This is a genomic window from Telluria antibiotica, assembly GCF_011682055.1.
In the GTDB taxonomy this organism is placed as follows: Bacteria; Pseudomonadota; Gammaproteobacteria; order Burkholderiales; family Burkholderiaceae_D; genus Telluria; species Telluria antibiotica.
This window is the reverse complement of the sequence record NZ_JAAQOM010000006.1, coordinates 316,519-333,964: the sequence shown is the minus strand read 5'-3', so window position 1 is coordinate 333,964 and position 17,446 is coordinate 316,519. Positions and strand designations below refer to the sequence as shown.

Sequence of the window (17,446 nt, the reverse complement as noted above, 5' to 3'; positions counted from 1 at the left end):
CCATGATCAAGGGACTGCGCACCGTGACCTATCCCGTGGCCGACCTGGGCCGCGCCAAGGCGTGGTTCGCCGACGTGTTCGGCGTCCGGCCTTACTTCGACCAGCCGTTCTACGTCGGTTTCGCCGTCGGCGGCTTCGAGCTGGGCCTCGTCCCGGACGGCACGCCCGGCACGACCGGGTCCACCGCGTTCTGGGGCGTGGACGACATCGCCGCCGACGTCGAGCGCATCGTCGGCCTGGGCGCCACCGTCCGCACGGCGATCCAGGACGTGGGCGAGGGCATCAAGGTGGCGGAATTGAACGACCCGTTCGGCAACGTCCTCGGGCTCATCGAGAACCCGCTGTTCGATCCCGCCGCCATGCGCTGATCACATGCCGGCCGGCGGCTCGACGGGAATCGGGTTGCGCAGCGACAGGTTGATCGCGTTCCAGCCACGGATGACGGCGATCGTATAGCCCAGCTCCGCGATCTCGGCGTCGCTGAAATGCTCGCGCAGCTGCGGCCAGGCGGCGTCCGTGTCGTCGCGGTGGGGCAGGCCGTTGACGGCATCGGCCCAGGCCAGCGCGGCCCGTTCGCGGTCGCTGAAGAACGGCGATTCGCGCCAGGCGGCGACGCTGTTCAGGTGGCGCGGATCGGCGCCTTGCTTGACGAGGTCGCGCCAGTGCATGTCGACGCACACGCCGCAGCCGTTCTGCTGCGACACGCGCAGGTTGACGAGTTCGACGAGGCGCGGGCCGAGGACGCCCTGCTTGACGGTCTGCGACAGGTTGACCATGGCTTTCAGCGCGGACGGGGCATTGGCGAACAGGTTGATGCGGGGAGCGTGCGACATGACGGTTCCTTTCGTATGGACGAGGGTGCGAAATGCATCCTCCTGTGCATTAGACGAAACGGCGCGCCCGTTCGTGACAGGTTCCGCGAACTATTTGAGGTCGTATTGCCGGCGCAGCGCGTCGACGTAGCGGCTGCGCGAGCTGCGCGCCCGTTCGTGCGGGGCGAACGGGCTGCCGGCACGGTCGAGCAGGTCGATCGCGGCGGCCAACCGGGCGCGCTCCGTACCGTCCAGCGGCCGGCCGTCGTCCGAAAGCAGCCGGATGACGCGGATCGCCAGCTCCTTCGCCGCGATGTCTTCCGGCCGGCCCGTGCGCGTGCACAGACCGTACGTGCCGGCGATGAAGTGGCCCCACTCCTCGCGCACGTGCGCGTCCGCCATCAGCGAGGTGATGGGCGCGGCGCGGTACAGGTCCAGCGTTTCCAGCGCCGCCCGGTAGCGCGCGGCAAAGCGCGCATACGGATCGTGTGCGCCTTCCAACAGCATCCGCAGCCACGCGACGTTGCCGCGCGCATGCCAGTCGATGGCGTGGTCTTCTTCATGCGCGCCGAAATAGGATGTGCAGTCGATCCGGACGCGCAGCCGGTACGACGGCGCAGGCATCGTGCCGGCCGCGGTGAAGGCGTCGAGGCAGGCGTCGTCGGTGGCGGAGGCCGCGAGCAGTTGCGCGCGGGTGAGGAAATGCGTGTGCAGGTAGTCGATGAGTTCCATGCGCCCATGCTAGCGCGGCGCGTGCTCCGACGATTCGGCCGCGGTCGAAGCGTCGTCGATCTCCGCCAGGAAGCCCTCGGCCAGGTAGCGCGGGATCTTGGCGAATTCGCCCAGCACGCGCGCGCGGAACTCGTCGTGCTCGTGCCAGCGTTCAAGCGGTACGCCGAAATAATTGACGGGGCAGACCGAGACGGAGAGGCCCGGCCAGTGCCGCTGCAGCGTCATCAGGTAGCGCCGCGTCGAGCACACCTTGCCGATGACGACGACGCTGCCGATCGCCGCGACGTCCATCACCTCGGCAACCCTGGCCCGGCCGAAGCGCACGTTTTCGCCCGTGTTCGTCGCGGCCGTTTCGAGGATCAGCGCGGATTCCGGTACGCCCAGGCCGACGAGACGGTCGGCGATGACGTCCGCTTCCGCGAACGGCAGGCCGCCCGTCCGGCCGCCGGAGACGAGGAGCCTGCGGAACATGCCGTCCTGCCACAGGCGGTACGCGGCGTCGCAGAATTCCGGCACGCCGTGGCGGGTGCCGAACAGGAAGCCGAGGTCCGACGGGCAGGGCGGAAACGGCGGCATGACGTAGCGGCCGATGGCGTCGATGGTGTTGGCTTGCGTGTTCATGGGCTGCCGTTCCTGCGCGAAGACGTTATCATGGTGGCCCGTCGCGCCGCGCCACTGCCACCACTGACATGACATTCGTATCCAGCCCGTGCTGCCGGGCCCCGTTGCTTGCCTTCGTCGCCGCGCTGGCCTGCGGTCCGGCCCTGGGCGCCGAGCCGCCGCTGTTCAACGGGCGCTGGCTGGCGGACGACCCGCAGCAGGCGCAAGGTCCGTACGCCGTCCTCGCGATCGACGACGCGACCTTGTCGTGGCGCCCGCCCAAACGATCGGCGCCGACGTGCACGCGGCGTTTCGAACTGCACAAGGAGCGCCCGGGCACCGTGTATGTCGACGGCCGCGGCAAGAAATTCGTCGCCGGCGTCCCCGGCAGCATCCCCACCTATCTGCTGAAGCTGGGCGACGGCACGTGCGGCAACCCGGCCGACGCGGTGCGCATCAATTTTCCGTTGATTTACGATCGGCGCCATATCGAGTTCATCGAATACGTGGGCGGGAAGCCCGTCAGCGTGCAGCGGCTGCACCGCAAGAAGTGAATCAGGACCGCGCCGCCGGCTGCGGCGCACGTGCGGACGGTGCGGCCGTGGGCTCCAGCATGCAGTTGTCCAGCGACGCGTCGACCGCATCGACGGGACCATACCATTCGTACACGCCGGCGAACCCGCCCGTGCGCAGGATCCAGACTTTCTTCGTGCTCGTATCCATCACCGCCGTGTGGCGGAAACCGTCGGCCACGTAGGCCACGTCCGGGAGCACGACGCGCACGTAGGTGCCGCCGTGCGCCGTGTCCGGCGCCGCCGCGGCCGGGGTCGCGAAACCGGAGAACGTGATGCCGTAGCGGTCCGCCAGCGATTTGGAGAGCGGGCAGGCGGATGCGTGTGAGCACAAGATGGCAACGGAAACGGCGGCGACGAGGTTCTTCATGGCGCTAGGCGTGTGGTGCGGTGGGATCGCTCGCAACGATAGCATGGCGCGGCCGCGCAAAATGCGCGGATTCTCACGCGGGCGGCCCGCCCGGCCCGGCCGAGGAGACTTACATGGCATCCCATCCCCTCGAACACGTCATCCGCGCCGCGGATGCCGCCATCACGGCGGAGGACTTCGACGCGCTGATGGATTTTTACGCGGACGACACGACGCTCGTCGTCAAACCCGGCCTGGCCGTCACCGGCAAGGACCGCGTCCGCGCGGCCTTCGTCCGCATCGCCGAGCACGTGCGGCACAGCCTCGCCGTGGAGCAGGGCCGGATGGAAGTGATCGAAGGCGGCGACACCGCGCTCGTCATCATGGAATCGACGCTCGCCTACGACGAGGCGGGCGGGCACGTGAACGTGACCCGGCGCGCAACCTATGTGTTCCGGCGCGAGGCCGGCGGGCACCGGGTGTGCACCGTCGACAAGTCGTACGGCACCGACCTGCTCGCGGATCAGCCTTCGCCGACGTGGATCCGCTCGAACCGGCCGCCCAGCCGCGTGAGTACTTCGTAGCCGATCGTGCCCGCCCCGGCCGCCACGGCATCGACGTGCTGGTTCGGTCCCAGCAGCTCGACCGTCATGCCGGGGGCGAGACGCGCGTCGGGGATCCCCGTGACGTCCAGGGTGATACTGTCCATCGACACGGTGCCGGCGATGGGGACGCGCACGCCGTCGACGTAGGCGTAGCCGCGGCCCGAGAGCGCGCGCAGCCAGCCATCCGCGTAGCCGACGCCGATCGTAGCGATGCGGCGCGGGCCGTCCGCGACGTAGCGGGCGCCATAACCGACGGCGTCCCCGGCGGCGATCGTCCGCACCTGCACGATGCGCGCGTCCAGCGATACCGCCTGGCGCAGCGGATTCGACTGGCCCGGCTGTGGATTGATGCCGTACAGCGCGGCGCCCGGCCGCACGAGGTCGTAGCGGAAGTCGGCGCCGAGGAACACCGCGGACGAATTGGCGAGGCTCGCGCGGATCGCGGGGAACGTTGCGCGGATCGCGTCGAAGCGCTCGCGCTGGCGGGCGTTGATCGGATGGTCCGGCACGTCCGCGCACGCGAGGTGGCTCATCAACAACACGGGCTCGAACGGCGCCAGCCAATCGCGCGGATCGCCCAGCGAGGCCAGGTCGGCGGGCGAAAGACCCATGCGCGACATGCCGCTGTCGACCTGCACGGCGGCGGCGAGCCGGCGGCCGAGCCGTGTGCACAAGGCACTCCATTCGCGCATCTGGCCGGGGTCGTTCAGCACCGGGATCAAGCGGTGCGCGACGAAGTCGGCGGCGGTGCCCGGCGGCGGGCCGTGCAGCACGTGGATCGTGCAGTCGGCCGGGACGATGCCGCGCAGCCGGACGCCTTCGTCGAGGTGCGCCGTGAAGAACACGCGGCAGCCCGCGCGCACGAGCGCGGGCGCGACCCGGTCCATGCCGAGACCGTACGCATCGGCTTTCATGACGCCGGCGACGACGGCACCGGCCGCGCGCGCCACGAGCAGGCGGTAGTTGGCCGCAACGGCATCCAGGTCGACCGTCAGCATGGCCCCGGCGCGCGCGGCCTGCGCCAGGTGGGTGGGATGGGCGACCGCGTTCATGCCTTGGCCAGCGCCGGACGGATCGCGGCGTGTTGCGAACCGGCGTAGCGGAACACGGCCAGGTCGTCGGCGTGGATCGCAGGGACCTTGCCGCTCACGAGGTCGGCGATGACGCTGGCCGAGCCGCACGCCATCGTCCAGCCCAGCGTGCCATGCCCCGTGTTGAGGAACAGGTTAGCCAGCGGCGTGGCGCCGACGATCGGCGTGCTGTCCGGCGTCATGGGGCGCAGGCCCGTCCAGAACGTGGCGCGCGACACGTCGCCGCCGCCGGGGAACAGGTCGTTCGCGACGAGTTCCAGGGTCTCGCGCCGGCGCGGGTTCAGCGCCTTGCTGTAGCCCGCGACCTCCGCCATGCCGCCCACGCGGATGCGGTCGTCGAAGCGGGTGACGGCGATTTTATAGGTCTCGTCGAGAATCGTGGACACGGGCGCCTTGGTGCCGTCGACGATGGGCACCGTGATCGAATAGCCCTTCAGCGGATACACCGGCACGCGGAACTGGTCCTGCAGCAGCAGGCGCGAATAGCTGCCCAGCGCCAGCACGTAGCGGTCCGCCGTGACGCGGCCTTTGTCCGTCTGGACGCCGACGACCTGGCCATGCGCGATGTCCAGGCGCTCGATCGCCGTATCGAACTGGAAGCGCACGCCCAGCTCGCGTGCCATCTGCGCGAGCCGTGTCGTGAACAGCTGGCAGTCGCCCGTCTCGTCGTTCGGCAGGCGCAGGCCGCCGACCAGCTTGTCGCGCACGTGGGCCAGCGCCGGCTCGGCGTAGGCGAGCTGCTCGCGCGTGAGCAGTTCGAACGGCACGCCGGCCTGCTTCAGCACTTCGATGTCCTTCGCGGCGCCGTCGAACTGCGCCTGCGTGCGGAACAGTTGCAACGTGCCTTGCTGCCGGCCTTCATAGTCGATGCCCGTCTCGGCGCGCAGCGCACGGATGCGGTCGCGGCTGTATTCGGCCAGCCGCACCATGCGCTCCTTGTTGACGGCATAGCGCCGGGCGTCGCAGTTCTTGACCATTTCCCACATCCACTGCAGCTGGAACAGCGAACCGTCCGGCTGGATCGCGAGCGGGGCGTGGCGCTGGAACAGCCATTTGAAGGCTTTCAGCGGAATGCCCGGCGCGGCCCAGGGCGATGCGTAGCCGGGCGAGATCTGGCCCGCGTTGGCAAAGCTGGTCTCGAGGGCCGGACCCGGCTGGCGGTCGATGACGGTGACGTCGTGGCCGGCCTTGGCCAGGTAATATGCGGTGGTCACGCCGACCACGCCGCTGCCGAGTACGATTACGCGCATCGCTGTCCCTGTGTCTCGTCGGTGTTGCAGGTTTTAGAATATGTTTTCATTGTAGTGGTGGAACTGCCATAATAGTTGCTGTTTCTAATTAGCTTTTCAGTGGAAAATAATGCGCGTACAAAAAGATTCGAACCGCGTGCTGGACCGTATCGACCTGCACATCCTGTCCATCCTCCAGGACGACGGCCGTATCGTGATGAAGGACCTGGCCGAGCGCGTCGGCCTGTCGCTGACGCCCTGCATCGAGCGGGTCAAGCGCATGGAGCGCGACGGCGTCATCGCCGGCTACCATGCGCGGGTGGCGCCGCGCGCGCTGGGGTTGCAGATCCTCGTGTTCGTGGAGATCACGCTGCACCAGAAATCGGAAGGCGCGTTCGAGCGCTTCCGCCGCGCCATGCTGGCGATTCCGGAAGTGATGGAATGTCACCTCGTGTCGGGGGATTTCGACTACCTGATCAAGGCGCGCATTCCGGAGATGACGGAATACCGCCGGCTGCTCGGCGAGATCCTGCACGTGGCCGACGGCGGCCAGTCGAAGAGTTATGTCGTGATGGAAGAGGTCAAGGAGACGTTGGCGGTGTCGATTGCGCGGTGACGGCATCGCGCGAGAAAGCGCTATCTCCGGAAAAATCGATATTGACCGATAGCAAACTTTTCGGCAAATTGCTAAACTCGCCACGTTAATCTAAATTAATATAATTAACGGAGGCGCGGATCGTGGGTTTTGGAATAAAACGGACGGCCTTGGCCGCCATCGTGGTTTCCGCACTGGCGGGTGGCGTGTGCGCCGCGCAGGAAGCCCCACCGCAGAGCATCGTCGTGACGGGCCAGCGGGGCACGTCGTCATGGACGCGGGCGGAGAGCGCCCATGTGGTCGTGGTCTCGAACGCGGCGCGCGAGGAGGTCGCAAGGCTCGTCGAACACCTCGAGCGCCTCGACGCGCTGCTGCGCATGTTCACGGCGGACTACGGCGGCGCGGCCGCGGGTCCGGAGCCGAAGCTCAACCTGATGTACCTGGACGATTCCCACCTGCTGGATCGCGTGGTGGCGGACCGGCCGTTCGCCGGCATCGGCCTGTTCCGCGACTGCGCGGGCGGCGCGCAGGGCTTCCTCGTGCACACCGAGGCATTGCCCGCGGTGGCGGACGACAGCCTGGCGACGGCAGCGCTGCACGAGGGCTTGTCGTATGTGTCGCAAGCGTATGCGCGCCATTTCCTGTACCGGCATACGGATGTCCGGAGACCATCGCTGTGGATCGAGGGCTTTGCCGATTATTTCGCGGGTGTGGCGTTCGGCACGAAGCAGATGGTGGTCGGCCGCATCCCGCCCGGCGTCCGCAGCTATCTCGATTACCACGACAAGGGGCACGAGTACTACCTCGACTATGACCGCATGCTGGGTCCGGACCCGTACAAGGGCCTGCACGAAACGAAGGGCAAGGCTGCCCGGGTGGAATACCAGGCGCGGGCGTGGATTCTCGCCCACTACGTCCTCGGCGCCGACGAGCGGCGCAAGGGCCTCGCCACATTCGTGAAAGCGGTCGACCAGGGGACCGACCCCGCCGCCGCGGTGCACGAGGCGTTCAGACTGAACATGGGCGACGCGGACAAGGTGCTGTGGCGCTACCAGCGGCAGGGGACGAACGCCATGCGTTTCGACATGCCATGGGCAGCGCGTCCCGAGACCACGTTCACGACGATGTCGGCGGCGTCGGGTGAATTCGTGCTGGCCGATAACGTCCTGCGGGCCTGCCCGACACGTGGCCAGGGCGAGGGCCTGTTGCGCACGCTTCATACGGAAGCGGCCAAGGTGCCGAACGTCGAGGCGGCCCAGCTGGCGCTGAGCCGGGCCAGGGTCGACTGGGGAGACCCCGCCGCGGCGCTGCCGTGGCTGCAGCGGGCGGCGCGCGAGGCCGACGCCAGCGCCGACGTGCTGACCCTGTTGGCCCGGGCCGACCTGAAGCTCGCGGCGCGGGTGAACGGCGATGCGCGGACCCCCTACCTCGACGAGGCGTACGCGAACCTCGCGCGCGCGCGGGCGCGCGAACCCAGGTCGGGCGCCGTCGCGCTGGCCGGCCTGGATTTTGCGCTCCTGACCGGCGACGCGCCGGGCAGCGCGCCACTGGACCGCGTGATCGCGGCCTGGCAGACCACGCGCGACTCGGGGCCGCTGGCGCGCGCCGCCGCGCTGGCGTGGAGCTACCTCGGCGACGTGCCGAAGGCCACGCACGTCCTGCGCATGCTGGCGAACGACACCCGCGATCCACCCATGGCGGCTTGGGCCGCGCAACTCCAGCGCCGTCTCGACGCCGGCCTCACGAAGGCCGCCATCCTGGACGAGATGCGCAACGGATCGGGCGACGGGCTGCTCGCGGGCGGCGCGAACGAATGGACGTTCGACATGGTTGCCCTGGTCAAGGAGGTCGAAGCCCAGGCCGCGGAGGAGTATGCCCGTGGCGCCATCCAGCGCAGGGAGCTGAAGCAGATGGCGTCGGACGCGGCGGTCTCGAGATTCACAAACGGGCCTCCTCCTCCTCCCCCGCCGCCGGACACGCGCGAATGAGCATCGGGTCCCTGCGCATGACCGCGCGATTGTCCGTCGGGCCGCCCGCTCATTCGGCCCGGTAGAGCGGCAGCGTCAGCTTTACGGGCCTCACATCCATGCGCACCCGGTACACCGAATAGGTATCGGCCCGGTTCGATTCCCAGCCTTCGGACTCCGGCGTGCGCGTGAACGTGAATTCGAAGCCCCGTTCCGGCGAGGTGCCTGCCGGGTCGCCGAACGCGATGCCGGTGGCGCGCGCCTGGTCGCTGTCGCACAGCTTCATCAACAGGTCGACGACCGCCGTGTTGCCAAGGATGTCCGGGACGAACAGCGGACCGCGGTACGACGGGTCGGCCGGGTCGACCCGTTCCTTGTCCGGGCCGGGCGTGAAGCGGCCCGTCGCGGGGTCGTAGCGGTCGCCGCTGTCGAGGTAGCTGATGCGGGCATCCGCCACGTTGAACGCGGGGCGTGCCGTGTCCACGGTGGCCTGGCCGAGATCCAGCAGCAGGGCGCCCTTGTAGCCGATGACGGCGATCGAGCGGTCCGGCCCGACGACGGCCGCCGTGTTCTCGTCGATGCCGAGGCCGAGGCGGTAGTGCTTGGCCAGCATCACGGGCAGCATGCGCGCGAAGCGGCCGCGCACGAGCAGGTGCTGGTCGACGAAGACGTCGTCGCCGATGAAGCCCAGGCCGGGCGCGATGTCGCGGCCGTCCGTGATGCCGTCGCGCAGCGTGGGCAGCGGCGCGCGGCCTTCGTAGAACATCGTCTTGCTCATGATGGCGGCGCCGGCGCTCGTGCCGGCGATGACGCCGCCGCGCCGGTACACGTCCCATACGGCATCCAGCACGGCGCTGTTGGACCCGTCCGCGTGGCGCAGGGCGGCCGTGATGCGGCCCTGGTCGCCGCCCGTGAAGAAGGCGCCGCCGGCCGCGCGCACGCTGGCGGCGAGCGCCGGGTCGTCCGCCGCCCGCTTGACGTCCGTGCCGGGCAGCAGGGCGGACAGCGGCACGACGAACGGACGGGCGCCGTAGCGCGCGAGGATCTCGGCCGTCGCGCGACCGGACCGTGCCGGATTGCCGGCCGCCGTCGGGAACACGGCGATGCGCGCGCCGCGTCCGCCGGCCAGTTCCACGATCCTGCTCCAGACCGGCGCATTATCGGCGCGCAGCGCGCCCCCGGCGATCACGAGCGACCCCTTCGCCGCGCCCGCGCCGGCGCGCGCGTCCGCGCGCGCGATGGCCGGCGCCAGACCGAACGCCAGCACGAACGCGAGGGGCAGGGCGGGCAGGCGGATCGGCATGGCGTTTCCTTGGACGGTGGATTCGGTGGACTCGGTGGACACCCGACATGATACTCGCGCCCGGCCCCGCGGCCAAAGCCGGTATCATCCTGGCATGCGGCGCACATCGGTGCGCGCGCCGGCGCTGGGCCGGCCATTCGAACTGGAGCAAGCATGTTGATCGTGACCCATGGCGGCAAATTCCACGCGGACGACGCGTGGGCGGTGGCCGTCCTGATGTTGTTGTACCCGGACGCGGAGCTCGTGCGCACGCGCGACCCGGCTATCATCGCCCAGGGCGACGTCGTCATCGACGTGGGCGGCGAGTGGAATCCGGCCGCGGGCCGCTTCGACCATCACCAGAAAGGCTTCGACGGCGCCCGCGTGAGCGGTGTGCCGTATGCCAGCGCGGGCCTCGTGTGGCGCGAATACGGCGCGCGCTGCGTGGCGCTGCTGGCCGAACGGCATGCGGGGCACAAGCTGTCGGACGACGCCGCGCAGCAGATGGCGTACGCGATCGATGCCGATGTCGTGCAATACCTCGACCTGTCCGACGTGGGTGCCGCGCGCAACGCGCCGGGCAGCTACGGCCTGTCTGCCATCGTGTCCGGCTTCAATCCGAACTGGATGGACGAGCAGCGGCTCGGGTATGGCGCGCCGGCGGAAGCGTACCGCGACGCCCAGTTCCGGCGCGTGCTGGACATGCTGTCGGACTTGATGATCAATGCCGTCAAATACCGCGTGGGCGCGTTGCTCGCCGTCGAGCAGGTGCGCCACGCCGAGCTGCTCGAGGGCGGGCGCGTGCTGTACCTGAAGAACGGCGCGCTGCCATGGACCGCGATCGTGCGCAAGGAAATGCCGAATGTGCTGTTCGTCATCAGCTACAACGTGGGCGAGCAGCGCCACATGATCCACACGGTGCCCGTCAGCGCCGAAAGCTTCGACGCGCGGGCCGACCTGCCCGCCGCCTGGGCCGGCCTGCGCGATGCCGACCTGGCCGCCGTCACGGGCGTGCCGGACGCGGGCTTTTGCCATAATGGACGGTTCATCGCGGCCGCGAAGTCGTTCGACGGCATCCTCGAGATGGCGCGGCAGGCGCTGCGCGAGGTCGACGCGGGGTCGTTGCTGTGATCCTGGGAAGATCGGCATTACGATTTCGTCAAATGTCTGTGGTTTTTTGGTACGAATTCGCCGAAAAGTTACCGAGATTCAAGTTTGCATTTACACCGACGGCCGGTTCACGTCTAGAATTTCCCAAAAGAATCAACCTTTTTAGGACGGGACATGAAATCGGTTCAGCAGGAAGTCGACGAGCGCAGCAACCTTACGGGCACGAACAAATTCGAGCTTTTGCTTTTCCGCCTGGGCGGTGACGCCGCGGGCGAGCACAGCGAGCTGTTCGGCATTAACGTCTTCAAGATCCGCGAAATCGTCGCCATGCCGACGATCACGAAGGTCGCGGGCGCGCCCGACCACGTCATCGGCGTGGTCAACCTGCGCGGCCAGATCATCCAGGTCCTCGACCTGCCGGGCATCGCGGGCGTGACGCCGAAGACGGGCCTGAACATCATGCTGGTGACGGAATTCGCCCGCACGACGCAGGCGTTCGCCGTCGAGAGCGTCGAGGAAATCGTGCGCCTCGACTGGACGCAGGTGATGTCGGCCGAGCACAGCGCCGGCAGCGGCATGGTCACGAGCATCGCGCGCCTGGAAGCGGTGGACGGCCAGCCGGCCCGCCTGGCCCAGGTGCTGGACGTCGAGACGATCCTGCGCAACCTGAGTCCGGACGCGCATACGGAGAACATCGAGCAGGCCGTCGGCGGCAAGATGAAGCTCAAGCCGGGCGCCGTGATCCTCGCCGCGGACGATTCCGTCGTCGCGCGCGCGCTGATCGAGCAAGGCCTGGACGCGATGGGCCTGCCGTTCGTGATGACGAAGAGCGGCAAGGAATGCTGGGACCAGCTGAACCACATCGCCGAGGCGGCCGAGGCCGAAGGCAAGAGCGTCCACGACAAGGTCGCGCTCGTCCTGACTGACCTCGAGATGCCGGAGATGGACGGCTTCACGCTCACCCGCAACATCAAGTCGAACGCCCGCTTCGGCAATATGCCGGTCGTGATCCACTCGTCGCTGTCGGGCACGACGAACGAGGAACACGTCAAGAACGTGCGTGCCGACGCCTACGTCGCCAAGTTCTCGGCCGAGGACTTGTCGCGCACGCTGCGCACGTTGCTGCGCCAGTAATTCCTTCCACGTCCGCGCAAAAGGCCGGGGGGCAGCGCGCCCACCGGCCTTTTTTCTGCCTGCGCCTGTCTAGTTGTAATTGGGCAACAGTTAATGCCTTATATTCGTAGGAATTTTCCTACAGCAATGCCACTCCCGCATAATGCAGGCAAGACGGTCGCCATATCAATTCACATGCAAGAGCCCACCACGTTCATCGCGAGCATCTGGACCACGAACGGCCAGGGCGTCTGCACGTCCGCCGTCGACAAGGACGCGGACCTCCCGCCTTTTCCCGCCGGGGTGTTCCTGGCGGACTGGTTGCGCACGCACGCCGTCGACGGGCACGACGCCGCCGCGCGCGTGACGGATGCGCTGGGGCGGCAGGCGGCGTTCGACGACGAGGTCGCGGTTGCGTGCGCGGACGGGCGGGTACGGCGGATCGTCGTGTCCGGCCTGCCGCGCCGTGCCGGCGACGGCACGTGCGAAGGCTTCAGCGGCGCGTTCGCGGACGTCACGGAACACCAGGAAGCACTCGACGTGCGCACGATCCTGGAAAGCATCGAGGACGGCTTCTTCACGGTGAACCGCGATTGGGAGATCACGTACGCGAACACGCTGGCCGAAGTCTTGGCCGGCGTCGCGCCGGGTACGTCGACGGGCTCGGTGTTGTGGGATGTGGCCCCGGGCCTGGAGGACACGCCGATCGCCGCGACCTACCGGCGCGCGATGGAGCGGCGTGAGAACGCGTCGTTCGAAGCATTCTACGCGCCCGCGGGTGCGTGGCTGAGCCTGCGCGTGTACGCGCGCGAGGACGGCCTGTCCGTGTTCTTCCACGACATCTCCGACCGCAAGCGCGCGGAGGCGCGCCTCGAGGAGCTGGCCACGCGCGACCACCTGACGGGCCTGCCGAATCGCGCGTGGCTCAACGGCCACCTGAAGGCGATGCTGGGCCGGACGCAGAGCCAGGCCGGGACGACAGTCATGTTCATCGACCTCAACCGCTTCAAGGAAGTCAACGATTCGCTGGGCCACGCGGCCGGCGACAACCTGTTGCAGCAGGTGGGCCAGCGGCTGCAGTCGTGCATGCGGCCCGGCGACGTGGTGGCGCGGCTGGGCGGCGACGAATTCGTCGTGGCGGCGTCGTGTACGGGCCGCGAGGCCGCGGCCGGCATCGCGCAGCGTCTGCTCAAGACGCTGACCGTCCCGTTCTACGTCGACGGCCTGGAAATGTGCGTGGGAGCGTCGATCGGCATCAGCTTGTCCGGCCAGGACGCCGCCACGCCCGACCTGCTGTTCCAGAACGCGGACACGGCGATGTACAAGGCGAAGGCGCTGGGCGAGAGCTCGTACCAGTTCTTCGAACCGGAGATGAGCGTGGAAGCGCGGCGCCGCCTCCAGATCGAGGCGGCGCTGCGGCGCGCGCTGGAGCTGGGCCAGTTCGAACTGTACTACCAGCCCCGCATCGACGTGCGCACCTTGCGCCTGCGCGGCGTGGAAGTGCTGTTGCGCTGGACGCATCCGGAGCTGGGCCGGGTCCCGCCGCTCGAGTTCATCCCGATCGCGGAAGAGCGCGGGCACATCGAGGCGATCGGCAAATGGGTGCTGCGCGAGGCGTGCCGCGTCGGCAAGCGCCTCGGCGACAAGTACGGGACGATGCTGCACGTGTCGGTGAACGTGTCGGCCCGCCAGCTGCGTTCCGCGGACCTGGTGACGGAAGTCGAGCAGGCATTGCGCGACGCCGGCTTCCCGCCGTGCGCGCTGGAACTCGAGCTGACGGAAAGCGCGCTGATCGACGACACCGAACAATCCGTCGACGTGCTGCGCCGCCTGAAGCGCCTGGGCGTGACGCTGGCGCTGGACGATTTCGGCACGGGCTATTCGAGCCTGTCGTACCTGAAGCGCTTCCCCGTCGACGTGCTGAAGCTGGACCGCTCGTTCTTCCTCGAACAGTCGCTCGATGCGAACGGCGACGAATTCGTCTCCGCCCTCGTGCACATGGCGCATGCGTTGGGCCTGAAGGTCGTCGCCGAGGGTATCGAGACGGAAGACGTGATGGAAAGCCTGCGCGCTTGCCGCTGCGACGAGGCGCAGGGCTATCTGTTTGCACGTCCCATGGCCTTGCCCGAGTTCGACAAATTCCTGCAATCCGGGGTGTCGGGCGTGCTCGCCGCCTGAACCGGCGCCGCTGTCCACTCACCGTGCAGGCAGATTGTCATCCATGCACGACGGGACGTACACTGGGCATTGGTAATCGTCCGATGTACCCGATCAGGAACCCGTATGCACAACGCTTCGCCCGTGGTACCGTGGACCGCATTGACTGCGAGGTTGATCGCGGTTTTCTTCATGCTCTCGGGACTGTGCGGCTGTGCGCTGACGGCACCACCGTACAGCTTGAACAAGCTGGGCGCGCAGCGCGTGCTCGTGGTCGAGCCGGTGCACGACGTCATGGTCCGGTTGGACTCCGGCGTCTGGAGCGTGGGACCGTCAGCCGCCGGCATCAAGGCCGACGAACACTTGTTGCGCCCCGCGTTGATCGGCTGGGACGATGACGTGCTGGGCGCCTTCACCAATGAGCTTGTGCGGGGTCTGGAAGCGCGCGGGTATGCGGTACGGCACGTGCAACAGCGCGAACTCGAAGGGGTGCTCGCGCGCCGGGACGACAATCTGCACCGGACGATCGTGGTCCGCAGCTACATCAAGGCCGGCTTCACGTATGGCACGCCGATCGACAGGTCGCTGCGACCCTTCATGAATTTCGCGCTCGGCTACGAGTTCGGCGACGGCCGCCGGATCGGCGAGCGCTCGTTCACCATCAGCGCGCGTCCGATGGGACCGGTCGTCGACCGCTTCGCGCCACTCGACGACTACAGCGTGCCGAACGTCGAAGCGCTCGAACACGACCGCGCCAGACATATCGCCGCCTTGCACGCGCTGGCGGCGCAGGCCGCCGGGCAGGTGTTGAAGGATACCTTTTACTGAGCGCGTTGGCGCCACGCCGCGCCCAGTCCCAACAGCGGCAGCAGCACCGCCAGCGCGAACGTCGCTTGCGTCGCCTCCGCGACGTCCGCCGCCGCCGCATGCGCGGGATCGGGCGCGCCCGCCGCGAACACGGCGCCAAGCAGCGCCGATCCGCCGATCAGGCCGAGCTGGCGCGCCAGGTTGAGAAGTCCCGCCGCGACGCCGCGCCGATCGATGCCGGCGGCTTCCAGCACGGCCGTGTTGTTCGCCGCCTGGAACAGCGCATAACCCGCCGTCAGCACGGCCAGCGGCGCGATCCAGCCCGTCACGCCGGCCGCGCGCGGTGCCACCGCCACGAGGCCCGCTCCCAACGCCATGGCCGCGAGGCCCGCCATGCCGGTGCGGCGCGCGCCGTGCCGGTCCACGAGTCTTCCGGACGGCACGCCCGCCAGCGCCGCCACGAGCGGGCCGACGGCCAGCGCGAGGCCAACCCCGCCGGCGCCAAGGCCCAGCGCGCGCCCGAGGTAGAACGGCCCGACGAGCATCGTCGTCATCATCAGCGCCATCGTGAGCGCGCTCGTCGCAAAGCCCGTCGCCGTCACGCGGTCGCGCAGCAGCGCGAGTGGCACGAGCGGCGTGCGTGTCCGTGCCTCGGTACGCATGAAGGCGGCGGTGCACAGTGCGGAGATGGCGTACCACCAGCGCGCACCGGTGCCGGTGGCGGCCAGGGCGAAGGCAAGCAGCGCGCCGACCAGGAGGAGCAGGCCGGTGACGTCGAACGGTCCGCCGCTGCGGACGGCGTCGTCGTCCGGCAAGCGGCGCACGAGCGCGAACGCCAGCACGGCGCCGGGCAGCATCGCCGCGAACACGGCGCGCCAGCCGGGACCCGCGAGCAGCAGGCCGCCCAGTGCGGGTCCGAGCGCCGTGCCGACGGCGGACATGCTGCCCAGCAGGCCCATCGCGCGCCCCGTGCGGCCTTGCAGCTGGCCCGCGGCCAGCGCCATGCCCAGGGCCAGCATGACGGCGGCGCCGAGGCCTTGCAGGGCGCGTGCCGCGACGAGCAGCGGCAACGTGGGAGCGACGGCACAGGCACCGGACGCGGCCGCGAACAGTGCGATCCCGGCCAGCAGCACGCGGCGCCGGCCGATCGCGTCGCCAAGGCGACCCGCACCGACGGCGGCGGCCGTCGCGGCGAGCAGGTACGCGAGCACGATCCACTGCACGGCCGCGAAGCTTGCGCCGAAGGCGCGCTGCAACGTGGGCAGGGCGACGTTGGCGCTGCTCGCGCCGAACGACGACAGCAGCACGGACAGCGCGAGGCCGGGCAGGGCGCCCGGCGCCGTCGTGCGTGCGGGCGGGGACAGCGTGGCGGGAGAATTGGTCATCGTCGTTCCAGGTCGTGTTCGAACCTGAAGCGTAGGACACGCGCGGCGCCGGCGGAAGGCGCGTGCGACGCAATGACTCCGTGCACGGGGCGCCATGCCGGGCAGGCTGTCCCACGGCTGTGCTATCGTGCGCGGATGACGATGCCCGACCTGAACCTGCTCGTGACCCTCGACGTGCTGCTGACCGAAGGCAGCGTGGCCGGCGCCGCGCGGCGGCTGAAGCTGAGCCCTTCGGCGATGAGCCGCGCGCTGGCCCGGCTGCGCGCCGCGACGGGCGATCCGCTGCTCGTGCGGGCGGGCCGCGACCTCGTCCTCACGCCCCGTGCGCTGGAAATGCGCGAGCAGGCCGGCCGCCTCGTGCTGGACGCCGGCCGCATGCTGCGTCCCGCCGAGGACGTGGACCCGGCGGGCATCGTGCGCATGTTCGCGCTGCGCGTCACGGATGGTTTCGTGGAGAACTACGGCCCCGCGCTGCTGGCGCGGCTCGAGCGCGACGCACCCGGGGTGCGGCTGCGTTTCGTGCAAAAAGTGAACAAGGACAGCGGGCCGCTGCGCGAAGGACTCATCGACCTGGAGATCGGCGTCATTGGCGAGGAGACGAGTCCGGAAATCCGCACACGCGCCCTGTTCCGCGACCGGTTCGTCGGCGCCGTGCGCGCGGACCATCCGCTGGCAGCGGGCGACGTCACGCCGGCGCGCTTCGCGGCATGCCGGCACGTGTCCGTGTCGCGCCGGGGCCGCGAACGGGGCGCCATCGATGCGGCGCTCTCCCCATTGGGCCTGGAGCGGCCCGTCGCGGTGCTCGTCGGCTCGTTCGCGACGGCGCTCGCGCTGGCGCGCGCGTCCGACCTCGTCGCCAGTGTCCCCGAGCGTCACACCGCGCGGCTGCGCGACGGCATGCACACGTTCGAGCTCCCGGTCGCGACGCCACCGCTGACGGTGTCGATGCTGTGGCACCCGCGCATGGAGGCCGATCCGGCGCACCGCTGGCTGCGGCGCTGGGTCTACGAGCTCTGTGCCGGTGCGCCCGCGGACTGACC

At 69.1% G+C, this 17,446-nt stretch carries 18 protein-coding genes; 10 read left to right on the top strand and 8 right to left on the bottom strand.

Annotated features, from left to right (window positions below):
• Positions 1-2 precede the first annotated feature (2 nt).
• Positions 3-368, top strand: coding sequence for a VOC family protein (locus HAV22_RS12500; RefSeq protein WP_166859401.1), 366 nt, complete (start codon positions 3-5; stop codon positions 366-368).
• Here HAV22_RS12500 and HAV22_RS12495 read toward each other — a convergent pair whose 3' ends face one another.
• From HAV22_RS12495 to HAV22_RS12485, 3 genes are all read right to left on the bottom strand, one after another.
• Positions 369-833 carry a carboxymuconolactone decarboxylase family protein gene (locus HAV22_RS12495; protein WP_166859400.1) on the bottom strand — a complete coding sequence of 155 codons (465 nt, stop codon included), beginning with the start codon at positions 831-833 and terminating at the stop codon, positions 369-371.
• Between the two features lie 90 nt (positions 834-923).
• A complete protein-coding gene (locus HAV22_RS12490; protein WP_166859399.1) occupies positions 924-1,544 on the bottom strand; it encodes a DUF6058 family natural product biosynthesis protein in 621 nt (206 codons plus the stop codon).
• Positions 1,545-1,553: 9 nt separating this feature from the next.
• The gene (locus HAV22_RS12485; RefSeq protein ID WP_166859398.1) at positions 1,554-2,165 is read right to left on the bottom strand and encodes a YdcF family protein; all 612 of its coding nucleotides are present in this window, start codon (positions 2,163-2,165) and stop codon (positions 1,554-1,556) included.
• Positions 2,166-2,233: 68 nt separating this feature from the next.
• Between HAV22_RS12485 and HAV22_RS12480 the strand changes: the two genes are divergently transcribed.
• Positions 2,234-2,698: a hypothetical protein gene (locus HAV22_RS12480; protein ID WP_166859397.1), complete on the top strand. Its 465-nt coding sequence runs from the start codon at positions 2,234-2,236 to the stop codon at positions 2,696-2,698.
• Between the two features lies 1 nt (position 2,699).
• On the opposite strand, the gene HAV22_RS12475 is transcribed toward HAV22_RS12480, so the two are convergent.
• Positions 2,700-3,086: a hypothetical protein gene (locus tag HAV22_RS12475; RefSeq protein WP_166859396.1), complete on the bottom strand. Its 387-nt coding sequence runs from the start codon at positions 3,084-3,086 to the stop codon at positions 2,700-2,702.
• Positions 3,087-3,199: 113 nt separating this feature from the next.
• Between HAV22_RS12475 and HAV22_RS12470 the strand changes: the two genes are divergently transcribed.
• On the top strand, positions 3,200-3,649 hold the full coding sequence (locus tag HAV22_RS12470) for a YybH family protein (protein ID WP_166859395.1): 450 nt from the start codon (positions 3,200-3,202) through the stop codon (positions 3,647-3,649).
• Here HAV22_RS12470 and alr read toward each other — a convergent pair.
• Positions 3,589-4,722 (bottom strand): alanine racemase, encoded by a 1,134-nt coding sequence (gene alr, locus HAV22_RS12465; protein ID WP_166859394.1) that lies wholly within the window; start codon positions 4,720-4,722, stop codon positions 3,589-3,591. The two genes, HAV22_RS12470 and alr, sit on opposite strands and share 61 nt — an antisense overlap.
• Positions 4,719-6,011: a D-amino acid dehydrogenase gene (locus HAV22_RS12460; protein WP_166859393.1), complete on the bottom strand. Its 1,293-nt coding sequence runs from the start codon at positions 6,009-6,011 to the stop codon at positions 4,719-4,721. Before HAV22_RS12460 ends, alr begins: the two co-directional genes overlap by 4 nt.
• 109 nt (positions 6,012-6,120) lie before the next feature.
• Between HAV22_RS12460 and HAV22_RS12455 the strand changes: the two genes are divergently transcribed.
• Together HAV22_RS12455 and HAV22_RS12450 are read left to right on the top strand one after the other, a co-directional pair.
• Positions 6,121-6,606 (top strand): Lrp/AsnC ligand binding domain-containing protein, encoded by a 486-nt coding sequence (locus HAV22_RS12455; protein ID WP_166859392.1) that lies wholly within the window; start codon positions 6,121-6,123, stop codon positions 6,604-6,606.
• Between the two features lie 149 nt (positions 6,607-6,755).
• Positions 6,756-8,573, top strand: a complete 1,818-nt coding sequence (locus HAV22_RS12450; RefSeq protein ID WP_166859391.1) for a hypothetical protein — start codon at positions 6,756-6,758, stop codon at positions 8,571-8,573.
• Positions 8,574-8,622: 49 nt separating this feature from the next.
• On the opposite strand, the gene HAV22_RS12445 is transcribed toward HAV22_RS12450, so the two are convergent.
• Positions 8,623-9,855, bottom strand: coding sequence for a cyanophycinase (locus HAV22_RS12445; RefSeq protein WP_166859390.1), 1,233 nt, complete (start codon positions 9,853-9,855; stop codon positions 8,623-8,625).
• A 153-nt stretch (positions 9,856-10,008) separates the two neighbouring features.
• On the opposite strand from HAV22_RS12445, the gene HAV22_RS12440 reads away from it, so the two are divergent.
• The 4 genes from HAV22_RS12440 (at position 10,009) to HAV22_RS12425 (ending at position 15,042) form a co-directional block, all read left to right on the top strand.
• Positions 10,009-10,965, top strand: a complete 957-nt coding sequence (locus HAV22_RS12440) for an MYG1 family protein (RefSeq protein ID WP_166859389.1) — start codon at positions 10,009-10,011, stop codon at positions 10,963-10,965.
• 153 nt (positions 10,966-11,118) lie between these two features.
• Positions 11,119-12,078: a chemotaxis protein gene (locus tag HAV22_RS12435; protein ID WP_166859388.1), complete on the top strand. Its 960-nt coding sequence runs from the start codon at positions 11,119-11,121 to the stop codon at positions 12,076-12,078.
• Between the two features lie 174 nt (positions 12,079-12,252).
• On the top strand, positions 12,253-14,235 hold the full coding sequence (locus tag HAV22_RS12430; protein ID WP_166859387.1) for a putative bifunctional diguanylate cyclase/phosphodiesterase: 1,983 nt from the start codon (positions 12,253-12,255) through the stop codon (positions 14,233-14,235).
• A 171-nt stretch (positions 14,236-14,406) separates the two neighbouring features.
• Positions 14,407-15,042 carry a hypothetical protein gene (locus HAV22_RS12425; protein WP_166859386.1) on the top strand — a complete coding sequence of 212 codons (636 nt, stop codon included), beginning with the start codon at positions 14,407-14,409 and terminating at the stop codon, positions 15,040-15,042.
• Here HAV22_RS12425 and HAV22_RS12420 read toward each other — a convergent pair.
• Complete coding sequence (locus tag HAV22_RS12420; RefSeq protein WP_208296161.1) at positions 15,036-16,406, bottom strand: MFS transporter; 1,371 nt, start codon at positions 16,404-16,406, stop codon at positions 15,036-15,038. The genes HAV22_RS12425 and HAV22_RS12420 overlap by 7 nt on opposite strands.
• A 135-nt stretch (positions 16,407-16,541) precedes the next feature.
• Here HAV22_RS12420 and HAV22_RS12415 point away from each other — a divergent pair, with 135 nt between their 5' ends.
• Positions 16,542-17,444, top strand: a complete 903-nt coding sequence (locus tag HAV22_RS12415; protein WP_208296160.1) for a LysR family transcriptional regulator — start codon at positions 16,542-16,544, stop codon at positions 17,442-17,444.
• Positions 17,445-17,446 lie beyond the last annotated feature (2 nt).

What these genes read in the sequence shown, in the direction of transcription:
- HAV22_RS12500 (WP_166859401.1), top strand. Translation starts at nt 3, where the DNA reads ATGATCAAGGGACTGCGCACCGTGACCTATCCCGTGGCCGACCTGGGC.
- HAV22_RS12495 (WP_166859400.1), bottom strand. Translation starts at nt 833, where the DNA reads ATGTCGCACGCTCCCCGCATCAACCTGTTCGCCAATGCCCCGTCCGCG.
- HAV22_RS12490 (WP_166859399.1), bottom strand. Translation starts at nt 1,544, where the DNA reads ATGGAACTCATCGACTACCTGCACACGCATTTCCTCACCCGCGCGCAA.
- HAV22_RS12485 (WP_166859398.1), bottom strand. Translation starts at nt 2,165, where the DNA reads ATGAACACGCAAGCCAACACCATCGACGCCATCGGCCGCTACGTCATG.
- HAV22_RS12480 (WP_166859397.1), top strand. Translation starts at nt 2,234, where the DNA reads ATGACATTCGTATCCAGCCCGTGCTGCCGGGCCCCGTTGCTTGCCTTC.
- HAV22_RS12475 (WP_166859396.1), bottom strand. Translation starts at nt 3,086, where the DNA reads ATGAAGAACCTCGTCGCCGCCGTTTCCGTTGCCATCTTGTGCTCACAC.
- HAV22_RS12470 (WP_166859395.1), top strand. Translation starts at nt 3,200, where the DNA reads ATGGCATCCCATCCCCTCGAACACGTCATCCGCGCCGCGGATGCCGCC.
- alr (WP_166859394.1), bottom strand. Translation starts at nt 4,722, where the DNA reads ATGAACGCGGTCGCCCATCCCACCCACCTGGCGCAGGCCGCGCGCGCC.
- HAV22_RS12460 (WP_166859393.1), bottom strand. Translation starts at nt 6,011, where the DNA reads ATGCGCGTAATCGTACTCGGCAGCGGCGTGGTCGGCGTGACCACCGCA.
- HAV22_RS12455 (WP_166859392.1), top strand. Translation starts at nt 6,121, where the DNA reads ATGCGCGTACAAAAAGATTCGAACCGCGTGCTGGACCGTATCGACCTG.
- HAV22_RS12445 (WP_166859390.1), bottom strand. Translation starts at nt 9,855, where the DNA reads ATGCCGATCCGCCTGCCCGCCCTGCCCCTCGCGTTCGTGCTGGCGTTC.
- HAV22_RS12440 (WP_166859389.1), top strand. Translation starts at nt 10,009, where the DNA reads ATGTTGATCGTGACCCATGGCGGCAAATTCCACGCGGACGACGCGTGG.
- HAV22_RS12435 (WP_166859388.1), top strand. Translation starts at nt 11,119, where the DNA reads ATGAAATCGGTTCAGCAGGAAGTCGACGAGCGCAGCAACCTTACGGGC.
- HAV22_RS12430 (WP_166859387.1), top strand. Translation starts at nt 12,253, where the DNA reads ATGCAAGAGCCCACCACGTTCATCGCGAGCATCTGGACCACGAACGGC.
- HAV22_RS12425 (WP_166859386.1), top strand. Translation starts at nt 14,407, where the DNA reads ATGCTCTCGGGACTGTGCGGCTGTGCGCTGACGGCACCACCGTACAGC.
- HAV22_RS12420 (WP_208296161.1), bottom strand. Translation starts at nt 16,406, where the DNA reads ATGACCAATTCTCCCGCCACGCTGTCCCCGCCCGCACGCACGACGGCG.
- HAV22_RS12415 (WP_208296160.1), top strand. Translation starts at nt 16,542, where the DNA reads ATGACGATGCCCGACCTGAACCTGCTCGTGACCCTCGACGTGCTGCTG.